This window comes from Ruegeria sp. CDSA079 (assembly GCF_059612245.1).
In genome coordinates this window covers 1-13,236 of record NZ_JBXWQF010000032.1, presented here as the reverse complement: position 1 = coordinate 13,236, position 13,236 = coordinate 1, and the positions used below count along the sequence as shown (strand labels likewise).

15 protein-coding genes are annotated in these 13,236 nt (G+C 54.6%); 3 read left to right on the top strand and 12 right to left on the bottom strand.

Annotated features, from left to right (window positions below; all coding sequences use genetic code 11):
* Window positions 1-42: 42 nt before the first annotated feature.
* Window positions 43-285 (bottom strand): WGR domain-containing protein, encoded by a 243-nt coding sequence (locus AC2FJZ_RS20975; RefSeq protein WP_496780088.1) that lies wholly within the window; start codon window positions 283-285, stop codon window positions 43-45.
* A 163-nt stretch (window positions 286-448) separates the two neighbouring features.
* Here AC2FJZ_RS20975 and AC2FJZ_RS20970 point away from each other — a divergent pair, with 163 nt between their 5' ends.
* The gene (locus AC2FJZ_RS20970) at window positions 449-1,126 is read left to right on the top strand and encodes an ankyrin repeat domain-containing protein (protein ID WP_496780086.1); all 678 of its coding nucleotides are present in this window, start codon (window positions 449-451) and stop codon (window positions 1,124-1,126) included.
* 71 nt (window positions 1,127-1,197) lie between these two features.
* Here the strand turns inward: AC2FJZ_RS20970 and AC2FJZ_RS20965 are convergent, their stop codons facing one another.
* On the bottom strand, window positions 1,198-1,665 hold the full coding sequence (locus tag AC2FJZ_RS20965) for a hypothetical protein (RefSeq protein ID WP_496780084.1): 468 nt from the start codon (window positions 1,663-1,665) through the stop codon (window positions 1,198-1,200).
* Window positions 1,666-1,671: 6 nt separating this feature from the next.
* Window positions 1,672-2,097: a VOC family protein gene (locus AC2FJZ_RS20960; protein WP_496780082.1), complete on the bottom strand. Its 426-nt coding sequence runs from the start codon at window positions 2,095-2,097 to the stop codon at window positions 1,672-1,674.
* 102 nt (window positions 2,098-2,199) lie between these two features.
* Between AC2FJZ_RS20960 and AC2FJZ_RS20955 the strand changes: the two genes are divergently transcribed.
* Window positions 2,200-2,793, top strand: coding sequence for a TetR/AcrR family transcriptional regulator (locus tag AC2FJZ_RS20955; RefSeq protein WP_496780080.1), 594 nt, complete (start codon window positions 2,200-2,202; stop codon window positions 2,791-2,793).
* 155 nt (window positions 2,794-2,948) lie between these two features.
* Here AC2FJZ_RS20955 and AC2FJZ_RS20950 read toward each other — a convergent pair whose 3' ends face one another.
* From AC2FJZ_RS20950 to AC2FJZ_RS20925, 6 genes are read right to left on the bottom strand one after another with little or no spacing between them, the layout of a single operon-like run.
* Window positions 2,949-3,740 carry an SDR family NAD(P)-dependent oxidoreductase gene (locus AC2FJZ_RS20950; RefSeq protein ID WP_353329389.1) on the bottom strand — a complete coding sequence of 264 codons (792 nt, stop codon included), beginning with the start codon at window positions 3,738-3,740 and terminating at the stop codon, window positions 2,949-2,951.
* 24 nt (window positions 3,741-3,764) lie between these two features.
* Window positions 3,765-4,562 carry an SDR family NAD(P)-dependent oxidoreductase gene (locus AC2FJZ_RS20945; RefSeq protein ID WP_496780078.1) on the bottom strand — a complete coding sequence of 266 codons (798 nt, stop codon included), beginning with the start codon at window positions 4,560-4,562 and terminating at the stop codon, window positions 3,765-3,767.
* Entirely contained in the window at window positions 4,559-5,377 is an 819-nt protein-coding gene (locus AC2FJZ_RS20940; protein WP_353329388.1) for an ABC transporter permease, read from the bottom strand. Before AC2FJZ_RS20940 ends, AC2FJZ_RS20945 begins: the two co-directional genes overlap by 4 nt.
* Before the next feature lie 9 nt (window positions 5,378-5,386).
* Entirely contained in the window at window positions 5,387-6,238 is an 852-nt protein-coding gene (locus tag AC2FJZ_RS20935; RefSeq protein WP_353329387.1) for an ABC transporter permease, read from the bottom strand.
* 22 nt (window positions 6,239-6,260) lie between these two features.
* Window positions 6,261-7,421, bottom strand: a complete 1,161-nt coding sequence (locus tag AC2FJZ_RS20930) for an ABC transporter substrate-binding protein (RefSeq protein WP_353329386.1) — start codon at window positions 7,419-7,421, stop codon at window positions 6,261-6,263.
* A gap of 31 nt (window positions 7,422-7,452) precedes the next feature.
* Window positions 7,453-8,574: an ABC transporter ATP-binding protein gene (locus AC2FJZ_RS20925; protein ID WP_353329385.1), complete on the bottom strand. Its 1,122-nt coding sequence runs from the start codon at window positions 8,572-8,574 to the stop codon at window positions 7,453-7,455.
* Window positions 8,575-8,701: 127 nt separating this feature from the next.
* Between AC2FJZ_RS20925 and AC2FJZ_RS20920 the strand changes: the two genes are divergently transcribed.
* Window positions 8,702-9,496 (top strand): helix-turn-helix transcriptional regulator, encoded by a 795-nt coding sequence (locus AC2FJZ_RS20920; protein WP_496780074.1) that lies wholly within the window; start codon window positions 8,702-8,704, stop codon window positions 9,494-9,496.
* A gap of 397 nt (window positions 9,497-9,893) precedes the next feature.
* On the opposite strand, the gene AC2FJZ_RS20915 is transcribed toward AC2FJZ_RS20920, so the two are convergent.
* The 3 genes from AC2FJZ_RS20915 to AC2FJZ_RS20905 all read right to left on the bottom strand — a co-directional run bounded on the left by AC2FJZ_RS20915 (window position 9,894) and on the right by AC2FJZ_RS20905 (window position 12,431).
* Window positions 9,894-11,279: an IS1182 family transposase gene (locus AC2FJZ_RS20915; protein WP_496780072.1), complete on the bottom strand. Its 1,386-nt coding sequence runs from the start codon at window positions 11,277-11,279 to the stop codon at window positions 9,894-9,896.
* 262 nt (window positions 11,280-11,541) lie between these two features.
* Window positions 11,542-12,084: an RES family NAD+ phosphorylase gene (locus tag AC2FJZ_RS20910; RefSeq protein WP_496780071.1), complete on the bottom strand. Its 543-nt coding sequence runs from the start codon at window positions 12,082-12,084 to the stop codon at window positions 11,542-11,544.
* Window positions 12,081-12,431, bottom strand: coding sequence for a hypothetical protein (locus AC2FJZ_RS20905; protein WP_496780069.1), 351 nt, complete (start codon window positions 12,429-12,431; stop codon window positions 12,081-12,083). The genes AC2FJZ_RS20910 and AC2FJZ_RS20905 overlap by 4 nt, the downstream gene beginning before the upstream one ends.
* Window positions 12,432-13,236: the final 805 nt, after the last annotated feature.

Here is a 13,236-nt window from a genome sequence, read left to right as displayed (position 1 = left end):
CGGATTGAGAGATTGGAGATTTAATACCGCTGCTGGTCGGTTTTAACCACCAACCGGAACATACCCTCGGCGGCGCTTTTGCTTTTCAAGTTTTTGAAGCGCCTCACTGGCCAGGGTCTCGTCTTCATAGGTCACCATCATGGCTTGCCCGTTTGTACCGATGCGCCCCCAGGTCCGAAACACGGACACTTCCCCAAACAGCGTCGGCTGCAACTCGATTCCATAGAACCGCGCCATGTTGACGTCTGGATCCACATGGATCAGGTGGACAGGTGTGGTTGCCATCAATTCCATAACCCGATTGTCGGTTAATTCAGCTCGTCTGTCCAATGACATTGCTAAATCAATTCCGGGGAAAGGATTCCGAGCCTGAATGGAAAAGGACATCGAATAGGTCCGCTGTTATTATCACACTCGCCTGACCAATATGCAGGTATGAGGATTGGCTATGTTTCGTCTTTTACTATTAACGCTCGTAATAGGTCTTGCCACCAACGCGGGCACAGCGCAGACACCGCCTTCGGTTGGTGAGGTCTCGCACTACGACGGTCTCTTCGCAGCCGCTCACACCGGCAACGAAGAAATGATACGGCAGCTCGTAGCGGCGGGGGTAAACGTCAACGCGCGGGATTTGCGAGGCCGCACGCCAGCCCATGTGGCAGCCTATGCTTCAGAGGACGAGGCGTTGCGCGCGCTAGCCGAGGCCGGCGCAGACATGAACGCGCTAGAAAGTCAGGACTACGACGTGGTCACGATTGCGGCCGTTGCAAACGATCCAGAACTGATGACCCTTGCAATCGAGTTGGGCAACGATCCAGGCCTGACGACCAGCCCTTATGAGGGAACCGCACTGATCGCGGCCGCGCATCTCGGGCATGTCGAGATTGTCCGACGGCTAATCGCTGCTGGCGCGCCCCTCGACCATGTGAACAATCTGCACTGGACAGCAGTGATCGAAGCCGTTGTGCTTGGTGACGGCGGCGCGGACCATCTTACGGTTCTGGATGCGTTGTTGGCAGCGGGTGCTGACCGATCGCTTGCCGATCGTAACGGAACTACGCCACTCGAACATGCAGAACTGCGCGGATTTGCTGAGATGGCAGAGCGCCTCAGAAAGGAGGACTGAGACCAATCCAGCAGGCTGAAGCGGTGAGCATTACGTGAAATGCGCCGATGACAGCTTGGATAAGACCGACCTCAGATCAAGGTCTTCTCGTCATGGCGCACCCATTTGTGGACGCGTTTCAGAGTCTCGTTGGGATACAGTTTAAGATAAGGTCGAACGGCGTATTCAGCGGTGTTGCGCTGCGTGATCGCCTCGCAAAGGTCGAGAAATGTGTCGAGATCATGGGTCCCATGATCTTTGACCAAACGCGCAACCAGCATGAGCCAGTAGCCAGAGGTGAACATGCCCTCTTCATGCGCCAGCGGCGGACCAAGCGAGGCCACAAGTATTCCAGCGGCCGCCTTGTAGTCTTTGGGCATACGCGACCGCAACGCATCCGACATCAAGCCAACGCGATCCTTGAGTTCAAGGGGTCCTATGCCCCGCTCCACTTCAGTCGCATAACTTTTGACATCGAACGCGTCGTGGTTGGCCTTGATCGCGCGACCCAACAAGGTCGCGCAATCGCGATCGAACCAATCCTTCAGTTTCTTGGCCATTCGCAATCAGACTGGAACTGCGTCGGCTGCATATTGCGACAGGAACTCTTCGGATGGTGGAATGGGCGTGATGACATCAATCAGCACCCCATTCGGATCGCGATAGATAGCGTGGCGCTGGCCAAAGGGTTCGCTGACAAGTGCTTTCGCCACCGGCACGCCTTCGCCGCGCAGCTTCTGGTCGACTGCATCGACATCCTCGACTTCGAAGTTGAGGATCATTCCCCTTGATGCCCCCCGCGATCCCTCTGGGATCGTCTCATGATCAGACTGGACGACCGCGAGATTGACCGAGGGGTCCGCCTCACTTTGGAGGTGCACATACCAATCGGCCTCGAAGGCCGCACGAAATCCGAAGTGGCGTTTGTAGAATTCGGCTGTCTGTGCAACGGCTTCGGACTGAATAACCGGGTAGTACTGTGTCACACGCATTTTGATCTCCTTTCATTTACATTCACAATGTACGTAACATGAATTTGCAAATACATGCAAGGTGTATGTAAAATGGCTTTGTTGAAGCCGGAGAGCATAGACATGACGCCAGACAAACCCACGCGACGAAGCCAGGCGGACAGGCGCGCCGAAACGCGGGCAAAGCTGGTAGAGGCTGCGCGCGATCTGTTTATCGAGATGGGCTTTGCTGAGACGCCAACCCCGGAAATCGTGCGCAGGGCCGGGGTCACGCGCGGTGCGCTCTATCATCACTTTGCAGACAAGGCTGACCTGTTTCGTGCGCTGGTCGAAGAAGAAGCACAGGCAATCTCCGTTCATATTGACCGAGAAACCCGGGATGTCGCCGATCCCGAACAGGCCATGATGATCGGGGCGAACGCCTTTTTCGAAGCAATGCTGGCGCCCGGTCGGGTCCGTCTCCTGCTGGAAGAAGCCCCGGCCATTTTGGGGCACAGCGATGCCGTGGCCCTGACGCGTGCAAACGGCAGCGAAGAGCTTCGCGAGGGACTTGCGCGGGCACTTCCCAAGTATTCAGCGCAACACATCGATGCGCTCACCAACCTACTTTCGGCGGCATTTGATCGCGCAGCGCTTGAGATCGCCTACGGCGGGGATCGGGTGACCTACACAGAGGCCATGCTTCACTTGGTCAGCGAAGTGCTTGATGGCAGCTAGACACACCTTTTGAAACCCCAGCACGGCAGAACCACAGGTGCCAAGAGCCATGCACTGAGTGCGATATCACTTTACGTTCGCGAGCGGCCCATTCCTGCCGTTCACCCTTACCTCCAATGCCGCAACACGGCTTCACCAAACCGGACGTTCGGTGTTCAGCCTTTGGCGTACCAGCCATTGTCAACATACGTGGCATTACCGTTCACAAAACTGGCTTCATCCGATGCAAGGAACACCACAGCCGCAGCTACCTCTTCTGGATAGCAAATGCGCCCTTGGGTGGCTGCCATGCCAGAGTCTTCCCATTCTTGTCCAGCGGCATCCAGTTCAGCTATTTCTTTGAGGCCGTGCGCGGTTTCAACAAAGCCCGGACAGACTGCGTTACATCGGATGCCGGCATCGCGGTACTCGGTTGAAATCGTGCGAGCCAGTTGTAGAACAGCGCCTTTGGACATGCAGTAGACTGACTCAAGCGCATAGCCAAGTTCGGCCGCAATCGACGAAGTGATGATGATTGACCCACCGCCATTTGCGCTCATGTCCTGCACGGCACGGCGGCAGGTTAGAAAAGCGGATTTCACGTTTACGTCCATCAGCCAGTCGTATTCTTCTTCGCTGGTTTCATGCATTGCTTTGACAATTATTGTGCCAGCATGATTGAACAGCACGTTGTACGGCCCAAAGGTTTCAAGTGCGGCATCAAAGGCAGCGTTAACTTCGGCATCCTTGGTCACATCTGCATGAAAAAAGGCAGCTTGGCCACCAGCGTCGCGGATCATGTCGACGGTTTTGTACCCCTCTTCATCCTGAATATCGAAGATGCTGACCTTCGCGCCTTCTTCGGCAAACATCAGCGCGGTCGCCCGGCCCATGCCGGTGGCGCCTCCGGTGATGACTGCGACTTTTCCGGCCAAACGACCATTCGGAGTTTTCAGGCTATTGGTCATATCGGTGTCTCTCGTCAAAGGGCGTTAGATGCATTCTCCGCCATCAATGACCAACGCGTGTCCGGTCATGAAAGTGGACATGTCAGAGGCCAGAAACAGGATGGAATCGGCCATTTCATCCGTGGTTCCCCAGCGTCCCATCGGGATCGTTTGCGCCACGTAGTTTTCAAGATTTTCTCGGCCACCCATCTGGGTCTCAAACCCGGCGTTAAAGGGCGTATCGATGAATCCGGGGCAAAGCGCATTGAACCGCACATTGTCCTTGGCATAATCCGCAGCCATTTGCCGGGTCATGGCGACAACCGCATGTTTGGTCGTCGCGTAGGCGATCATCTCGCGGTCGTATTGAACGCCTGAGTTCGACGAGGTGATGATGATGCTTCCGCCGCCTTGATCGCGCATGTGCCCAACAGCCGCGCGCGATGCGATAAAATGCGAGCGCACGTTTAGTCGCCACGACATGTCCATACCTTCGACTGGGACCTGCTCCAGATTTCCCTCGATCTGGTAGCCAGCATGAGAGTGCAGGACATCAATGCGCCCATGGGTTCTTACGATCCTATCGACCTCGGCCTTGACCGCCTGATCGTCGGTAACGTCCAGCCCAGACGAGACCGCCTTCAGCCCCTCGCCGCGCAGGTCTTCGACCACCAACGCGGCCTTCTCGGCGTCCAGATCTGTCACCACCACCTGCGCACCATGGCGTGCCATGGCCATCGCACCTGCCCGGCCAATGCCCGATCCAGCGCCTGTTACCAGTACAACTTTGCCGTCAAGCATGGGAAATGTGTGGGTCTTGAGAGTTTTTTCCGCAAGGGTCATCGGGACTTCTTGCCTCCGCGTTGAAGCAACAACTGGGCTGTAATCAGCAGGAACAGGGACACACCCATCACCATCGTCCCGATTGCGTTGATTTCCGGGGTCACGCCACGTCGGATCGAAGAGAAGACATAGATTGGAAGCGTCGTCTCGGAACCTGCCACGAAGAATGCGATGATGAAGTCATCAAAGCTGAACGTGAAGCTGAGCAGAAAGCCTGCGAGAATGGCGGGAAAGATCATCGGCAGAGTAACCTGCCGAAAAGTCCCCATCGGCGTGGCATAGAGGTCCGAAGAAGCTTCGGTCAGGGCACGGTCCATGCCAGCAAGCCGGGCGCGCACGATAATCACCACCAACGCCATAAGGAACATCGTGTGGGCTGCAATCAAAGACCCAATCCCCATGCGTAGCTTCGGAGGCTCAAACCCGTTTGGCCAGATCGCTGCAATCAATGGGTTAAATTGGTCAAACACCGTCACAAGACCAATCAGGGTGGCAATGCCGATCACGATGCCGGGAATCATCACTGCGACATAGATCAACATATCAAAGGCCGCGCGTACCGGGCCGCGGATGCCTTGCAATGCCACGGCTGCCATGGTGCCAAAGACGCTGGCACAAAGCGCTGAGCAAAACGCCACGATCAGGCTGGTTTCCAGTGCATCCATCACAAAGGGATTTGACAACGCTTTGCCATACCACTTGGTTGAGAACCCCTGAAGCTGGCTCGCGTGGCGTCCAGCGTTAAAGCTGAACAGGGCGATCACACCAATCGGGATGTAAAGAAAAAGGTAAACGCAGATTGCATAAAGTCTCATCGGTTCGCCTCACATGATCGACACGTCTTCACGGCTTGCGCCGAGGCGGCTGATGAGCCGCATGTAGATCGTGACAGTAATCAGCATGACCACCACAAGGGTGACCGCCACCGCCGATCCGTAAGCCCAATTGCGCGATTGCAGGAACAGATCGACCAGCGCATTGCCGACAAAGAAGACTTTGCCACCACCGAGAAGCGCAGGGATCAGATATTCACCCATCAAAAGGATAAAGACGAGCATACAGCCGGTCGCAATGCCGGGGATCGAAAGTGGGAGCGTGATCTGCAAAAAGGTTTTCCAAGGCTTCGCGCCCAAGTCTGACGAGGCCTCAAGCAGGCGTTTGTCCAGCTTGTCTAGGCTGACATAAATCGGGAACACCATCAGCGGCAGATACCCGTAGATAATGCCAATGAGCACCGCGAATGGCGTGTTGATCAGGCGCAGGCCTTCAATACCAACCCATTCAAGAAGGGCAGGAATACCACGCCCGCCGAGCAGGAAAATCCAAGCATAGCTGCGGATCAGGATCGAGGTCCAGAATGGCACGATCACCAGCACCAGCAGGATGGTTTTCCACTTGGGGTTCGCCTTCACAGCCAGAAAATAGGCCAGAGGATAGGCAATAAGCAGCGCCGACAAGGTGCCAATAGGCGCTAGGGTCATCGTGTTTTTGAACGCCGCCCACCGCGCCGGGAGATTGGCATATTGTTCAGTGGTGAGAGCGAGCACAACGCCTCCGGACGGTGCTCGCTCTCCAAAGCTAAAGATGAAAACAACAGTCAGCGGGATAATCAGCATCACCAGGAACCAGGTTCCTGCTGGTGCCAATAACAGCCAATTGCGTGTGCGTTGCGTCATGTTTTTTTCACCTTGGTTCGGATCAGGCCGATTTGAACCGTGCCATCAGCTCGGCACGGTTTGGATCAGTCAGTGTCACTGCCGCGCCAAACTCGAGTGGGCTAAGCAGTTCTTGGGCCGGGAAGATGATCGGATCAGATTTCAGGTCATCTGGCAGTTGGTCATAGGTTCGGGAATCCGCCGTCGGATAACCATGCGCCAACACTTCTTTCGCGTTCACACTCGGATTCAGCATGAAGTTGATCAAAGCATAGGCCGCAGCCTTGCGCTCGGAGCTTTTCGGAATGGCCCAGTAGTCACTCCAGATTTCGCCACCCTCTTTGCCAAGAACATAGGCGATCTCGGGCATATCGGTATTGAGCTGTTTGCCGTCACCAGACCAGCAGATGGTCAGCCATGCGTCGCCATTGCGCATACCCGGCTGATAATCCGATGTGATCGCGAAAAGATGCGGTTTCACGTCGATCAGCAGTTTCTCGGCATCCGCGAGCTCTTTTTCGTCAACTGAGTTGAACGAGTACCCAAATGCGTTCAGCGCGCTGCCAATGGTGGTCAGCTGATAGTCATGCACGATGGTACGACCCGAGAACTTGTCCATGGTGATGTCAAAGAACTCTCTCCACGACGAGATCGCATTTCCGCCGTTGTGTTTGGTGTTCACGGCCATGCCGGTCGATCCCCAGTTCTTGGGAACGCCGTAGAGCTTGCCGTTGACCGAGCCCGCCTCGGCGTAACGCGCATCAAAGGCCGACGCGTCAAAGTTCGGCAACAACGAGGTATCCAGGGGTTCGATCAGGTCCTCTTTGACGTAATCCTCGAAGGTGTAGTTGGTCGGTACATAAACATCCCAACCGGTGGCACCGGCCTGAAGCTTGGCCAGCATCTCTTCGTTTGAGCCGAACACGTTGACCTGTACATGCGCGCCAGTCGCCTCGGTAAAGGCGTCAAAGTTGGCTGGATCGTGATAGTTCGGCCAAGTGGCCAAAACCACGCGATCACCAATATCGCCAGCAAATGCGGGCTGCGGGCGCAGACCGGGCACCGAAGCCCCCATCACGGCCGCTGCGGCACCAAGGCCAGTCACATTCAGAAAATCACGTCGTGTAATCGAGCCCTTTCTGTAGCTCTCAAGTTTTTCCATGAACTCCTTTTTGGAGATATGGTCGATGGTTTTCTTAGTCATTGTCATTACTCCCTGTCGTTATGGTCTTGGGTTAGTTTCGGTCGAGTATCAGCGCCGCTGCCGCCTCCCACGAAACCGTCGCTGTGTCACCCACGGCAAATGCGCCTTCAGTGAGGTCAGCTTGACGCGGTGCAAGCACAAGAAAGTCGCCGAGAGTTTCGTGGGTCACGAGGTATTCGGTGTGTTCTCCAAGAAAGATCCGGTTGTGGACCTCAACCTGAAGCCCCTCGCCCTTTCGGTTCAGCTTCATCTGTTCGGGGCGCACGCTGATGCAGACATCTTGACCATCCGTCAGGCCATCCCCAGCGACGCCCTGAACCTGCATTCCATTTTCAAGCGTGACGCCAAACAATCCGTCAGATGCGCCCTGAAGTTTGCCGTTAAAGAAATTGGAGGTTCCCACAAAGTCAGCAACATAGCGGGAATTTGGACGATCATAGAGCTCTTGCGGACTGCCAATCTGCACGATCCGACCCTCGCGCATGATGCAAATACGGTCGCTCATCGACAGGGCTTCTTCCTGATCGTGCGTGACCAGCACAAAGGTGATGCCCAACTGCCGTTGCAAATCCTGCAATTCTATTTGCATCTCTTTGCGCAGCTTACGGTCAAGCGCAGCCATGGGTTCGTCCAACAGCAGCAGTTTGGGTTCGTTGATAATTGCCCGGGCCAAGGCAACGCGCTGTTGCTGTCCGCCCGACATTTCCCAAATCTTCCGATCTTCAAACCCACCCAACCGAACAACATCCAAAGCTCTGCTGACGCGCTCGGCAATCTGCGTTTTGGGAAGCCGGGGGCGGATTTGGCGCAACCCGTAGCCGATGTTCTGCGCCACGGTCATATGTGGAAACAGTGCATATTGCTGGAACACCATGTTCACAGGGCGGTGGTGCGCCTCCAGAGTGTTGACCACTTGCCCGTCTAGCAGCACATCCCCGTCGCTCGGGGACTCAAACCCTGCCAGCATGCGCAGTGCGGTTGTCTTTCCGCATCCAGACGGCCCTAGGAACGATAGAAACTCACCCTCTGCAATTGTCAGGTTCAGATCGCTGGCGGCCACGACTTCGCCAAAACGTTTTGTAACGCCGCGAAGTTCCGCAATCGGTTTTTTCTCAGTCAGCTCACTTTGGCTGACATATACCCCAGTTGTCATTTATTTCTATCTTTTTCCGATTTGCTGACTACTATCCATTTCGGAAAAACTGTATGAAAAACTCATTTCAGTGTATATACCACGTTTTTAGTATATCAATCTGAATAGCGGAGCACGGGGGAGGATCATGAAAGTTCCGTACGAAGCAACCGGAACGCTCATTGACGCTATCGGCACAGAGAGCTTTCCACAAACATTGTCTGATGCGCTAAGGCAGATCACCCCTTTCGATTACACTGTCGTGTTCGGGTACTTTGGCCAGGCGCGACCTTTGGATTTGTTTGACGATTTTCCAAGAAGCAAACGCAAGGTCTTTGTTGAGGATTATCAAGAAGGCCCTTACTTGCTTGATCCATTTTATCTGGTTTGCGAAACGGATTTCGTTCCGGGACTACATCGCATACGTGATCTCGCCCCCGATAGGTTCTTCCAAGGTGAGTATTACCGTAGCTACTACGCGCGGACGGGTTTGGCGGAAGAAATCGGATTTGTCATCAGGCTACTTGACGGCGCGACCGTTGTAGTTTCTGCCATGCGCGCCGAAAAGGCCTTCTCGGCAAAAGACATTCGGCAACTCAATGAGTTCTGGCCAGTTGTACAAGCCACATGCAAACGCCACTGGAACGATCTCGCCACCCATTTTGGGTCAGGCGAAGGCAGCTCAACAGGCGATGATCTTTATCAGAGCGTAGCCCTTGCCTTTACCAATTTCGGACAGGGTGTCCTGACCCCAAGAGAGCGCCAGGTCGTCGAATACACGCTCAAAGGTCATTCCGCAGATGCCGTCGGCCGGATTCTCGAGATTTCGCCGGGCACGGTGCGTATCCACCGAAGAAACGTGTATTCAAAGCTGCAAATCCGATCTCAGGGAGAGTTGTTTTCAAAGTTCATTGATGCGTTGGTTTCAGGCGGATCTCCTTAGCCAACATGCTTCACGAAAACTCCGAATGGCTGCTTCCTTCTGTGCCCTAGCTCCAGAGTTGCCTAGTGCCCTTGTTGGTCGACCGCTTAGGGCTACGTTAGAATAAATGCACATACAGCAGCACAGCTGCGGATTCACGTCTGCAAGGGGCCGCTTCCGGCCTGATACGTTTGCGGAAAGTAAACAGGTCTATGGAGTCCGCTCAGGGCTTGGAGTCGACCCACGGCAGCGCAGAGAGAATCTTGATTTAATGCGATTGTGGATGGCCGCTTTCAACGTTTTGGTTTGTCAGGTTCGCGCCTGCGGCGAATTCACACTATCCGCCGATTCTGTTGAAAAACAACGTGTTGCTGACGCAGAAAGTGATGCGCTGAACAGAGCGCGAGCGCCTTTCTGATCAGGCTTTTAGCGTTTGCTGCGGTGCAGGAAAGATCTTGGCCAATTTGCGGAGGTTTTGGGCGGTGGCGGCGAGGAGGAATTCGTCATTTGCGCCGCACGGCCCACGTAATCGGAGCCGTCCAAGGCCTAGGATGCGCTTGAGGTGGGCAAAGAGCATCTCAACTTTCTTTCTGAGCTTCATCGCAATCTGGTATTCTTCGGTTTTGGCCAGATCTCTGGCGACCTGGTGCGCATCTTCGTGCTCTTCGCGGGTGATCTTCCGTGCATCGGCATTCGGGCAGCACTTGGGCTTGGATGGACATACCTGGCAGACTTCTTTCAAGGCGCGATAGCGGGCTGTGCCCTTGCCCGTCGGCCCCCGGTTCGGGTCTGAGTAGTTCCTGCGGAACTGTTTAAGCGTGTGACCCTCTGGGCAGATATATTGATCATTCTCAGCGTCCCATTCGAAGTCTGTGCGTGTCCAGGTGCCGTCGGGGCGTCCGGCCTTGTCGATTACCGGGATGTAAGGATCGATCTTGCGATCCACGAGCCAGCCGAGCATCGGGCCGGAGCCGTAGGCGGTATCGGCGATCATCCAGTCGGGGACGAGGTCGAACTTGTCTTTCACCCGTGTCAGCATGGTCTCCGTCGATCCGACCTCAGCTTGTCGGATGGACCGTGTGGCCTCGACATCAACGATGACGCCATGGTCAGTGTCGATCAGGTAGTTGTCAGAATAGCTGAAGAAAGCAGGCCCTTTACGCGCTGCCGTCCATTGGCTCGCAGGGTCAGAATGCGAGGTGAACTTGGGCTGCACCTCGCTCGCAGCTCCAAAAGCCGCCTCATCCAGAGTGTCGAGATATTCGCGGACCGCGCGAGGCGCATCTTCAGGATCGATGGTTGATGCATCCCATTCTTCTTTTGGCGTTGAATTCTGTTTGTTTGCATCGGCTTCGATCAAGCTGGCATCGATTGCCAAGCGCTGGCCGCTGACCAGACCTTCTTCGATACACCGCGCAACAGTCGTTTCGAACAGGTGGCGCAGCAGTTCGCTCTCGCGGAAGCGTCCATGCCGGTTCTTGGAAAACGTCGAGTGATCCGGGATACGCTCATTCAGATCGAGGCGGCAGAACCATCGATATGCCAGGTTCAGATGCACCTCTTCACAAAGCCGCCGCTCGGACCGGATGCCAAAGCAATACCCAACCAGCAGCATGCGGATCAGCAGTTCCGGATCGACAGATGGCCGGCCGGTGTGGCTGTAGAAATCCGCCAGATGAGCCCGCACGCTGGCCAGATCAACGAAACGGTCAATCGAACGCAACAGGTGATCTTGCGGGACATGATCCTCAAGCGAGAACTCGTAGAACAGCGCCGCTTGCGCCTCCTGCCTCGGTCCCATCATCGCAAATCCCTCCCTGCAGAAGGAATTGAATCAGCGACTTACGCTTCGATCAAGGGTGAGTTTTTCAACAAAATACGCCCTTTCTGTTGAAAGACAGTGTATTACGGACGCAGAAAGTGATCTGATAAATGCAGCGCGTATACCTTTCAGATCTTCCAGTGCGATCTGTGCCAGTTTTTCAGCGCCAAGCTCTTTATAGTTTGTTGTTAGAAATGGCGGGTATTCGGGCAATAGTGAAACTCTTGAAATCAGGGACTCAGATTTATTGCCAGGATACATCACTGTTCGGTAAGTCATCCCTGTGCAGAACCATCACCGCATTTGGTCTACTGGACGGTAAATAGTCAACTGCATCCCAGTCCCAAAGAACCAGATTGATGTCATCAGGAGTGGCCCCCGTTGCGAAACTATTCACCAGGACACCGGCGTAGTTTTCGCCTTTCAGCCTTTCTGCAACAACATGGGTTGATGGAACCAATCCCTGGTGCATCTCGGATTCCCAGTTGTCATTGGCGATGTCTTCCCAAGTGATGCCCAATGCCTGTCTGGTTTCCCGGCTGGTCAGATCAACGAAATGATGGCAATCAACCGCCAGAAAATAAAACGTATAGGGTTCTTGATTCAGGCTGAAACGCACCTCACGCGCGGCTGATTCATGAGAAAGCGACGTATAGAGCGCGGGCTCCCCGATCGGGTTGAACCGCCCACCCCGGCGCGCAGCCCCCTCCCCCGATGTTGGCAGATACGACCAGCGCGGCTTGGCGGCACGGATGACAGTACGCTGCACCCTGATGGCATGCTTCAAGCGTAACCGCCTTCTAGACGCCGCAGAATATGGGACTTCAACGCCGCGTTTTCTCCATCCTTTACGATTTCCTCGGGCGTGCGCCCGCCAAAACCCACAATGGGTTCAGACCGATACCAGGCATAGGCCATGAGCGAGTTTCCAACAGCCGGTGCAACGGCATTCAGAATCTCGACAAGATGACGCAAGGATGTCTGGACCGATACGGAAGCTACACGCTGCCGCCGAGACAAGGATTCCGGAGCAATGCCTAAGGTCTCACCAATCTCGCGCTTGGTGGTTTTAAGATGTCGGGCCAGACGATCCGGTGAGATCAGCCGGTCTTCTACAAGATCACGTAATTCCATATCGATCACTCCTGTTGCCACAATATATGGACCAAATTCTTGACAATCAAGGCGGTTCGATCCTTTGTGCCGTGCCTCGTGTAGAAAACTCAAAGCGCCTACCTGCTAATTCCTCCATAGAGGCGGCGGTTAAGATGCAACTCCCCTGCCCTCGTATTCCCAATCATTCCTCGGAGATAAGCCAATGCCGAGGCTTCCGGAGTCGCCTTCGAGCAACTGGCTACATTCCGATGCACCGCGTCATAATTGCCATAGTAAATGCGCTTGCGTAGCTCTCCGCGAATCCGAAGCAGATGATGGAAAAATGTCCTGTACAGCACGCTAAGTATTCTTGAGATTTTCCAACCCACCCTGCCTAGTTATCTGAGGTATTAACAGTGCCGTTGGCTCCATGTCTCCCCGATCAATCTTGCTCATGATCGATGTCAGGTAGGATCTATGGCTTTGAATCCTCTCAACGCGTTGCAAGATATAACCTAAGGCCATGAAGCGTATGGCTGGGCCATGCGATAATTTCATTGCATACCAAGCCTCTCCAAGCAGCATGTGGTCGGCCAACTGGTCCATCAGTTGATCACAATGCGCTTGGTCTCGGGCAAACCTCAATTCTGAACACAGCCGAGGGAATGCGTGTTCCATTTGATCCTGGGTCACCTTAATCTGAGAATGATCTTCTTTTTTACAATTATGATTCAGTGAATGTTCTTTGTGCCCCTCAATTTCACTGTTGGACCTGTCACGGTTTGATGCCGCTCCTTTGATAGCATTTACTGCACCAAAGGAGATTAACTATGGGACTGAAACG

Coding starts and splice junctions, on each gene's coding strand:
- AC2FJZ_RS20975 (WP_496780088.1), bottom strand. CDS start 285: ATGGCAACCACACCTGTCCACCTGATCCATGTGGATCCAGACGTCAAC.
- AC2FJZ_RS20970 (WP_496780086.1), top strand. CDS start 449: ATGTTTCGTCTTTTACTATTAACGCTCGTAATAGGTCTTGCCACCAAC.
- AC2FJZ_RS20965 (WP_496780084.1), bottom strand. CDS start 1,665: ATGGCCAAGAAACTGAAGGATTGGTTCGATCGCGATTGCGCGACCTTG.
- AC2FJZ_RS20960 (WP_496780082.1), bottom strand. CDS start 2,097: ATGCGTGTGACACAGTACTACCCGGTTATTCAGTCCGAAGCCGTTGCA.
- AC2FJZ_RS20955 (WP_496780080.1), top strand. CDS start 2,200: ATGACGCCAGACAAACCCACGCGACGAAGCCAGGCGGACAGGCGCGCC.
- AC2FJZ_RS20950 (WP_353329389.1), bottom strand. CDS start 3,740: ATGACCAATAGCCTGAAAACTCCGAATGGTCGTTTGGCCGGAAAAGTC.
- AC2FJZ_RS20945 (WP_496780078.1), bottom strand. CDS start 4,562: ATGACCCTTGCGGAAAAAACTCTCAAGACCCACACATTTCCCATGCTT.
- AC2FJZ_RS20940 (WP_353329388.1), bottom strand. CDS start 5,377: ATGAGACTTTATGCAATCTGCGTTTACCTTTTTCTTTACATCCCGATT.
- AC2FJZ_RS20935 (WP_353329387.1), bottom strand. CDS start 6,238: ATGACGCAACGCACACGCAATTGGCTGTTATTGGCACCAGCAGGAACC.
- AC2FJZ_RS20930 (WP_353329386.1), bottom strand. CDS start 7,421: ATGACTAAGAAAACCATCGACCATATCTCCAAAAAGGAGTTCATGGAA.
- AC2FJZ_RS20925 (WP_353329385.1), bottom strand. CDS start 8,574: ATGACAACTGGGGTATATGTCAGCCAAAGTGAGCTGACTGAGAAAAAA.
- AC2FJZ_RS20920 (WP_496780074.1), top strand. CDS start 8,702: ATGAAAGTTCCGTACGAAGCAACCGGAACGCTCATTGACGCTATCGGC.
- AC2FJZ_RS20915 (WP_496780072.1), bottom strand. CDS start 11,279: ATGATGGGACCGAGGCAGGAGGCGCAAGCGGCGCTGTTCTACGAGTTC.
- AC2FJZ_RS20905 (WP_496780069.1), bottom strand. CDS start 12,431: ATGGAATTACGTGATCTTGTAGAAGACCGGCTGATCTCACCGGATCGT.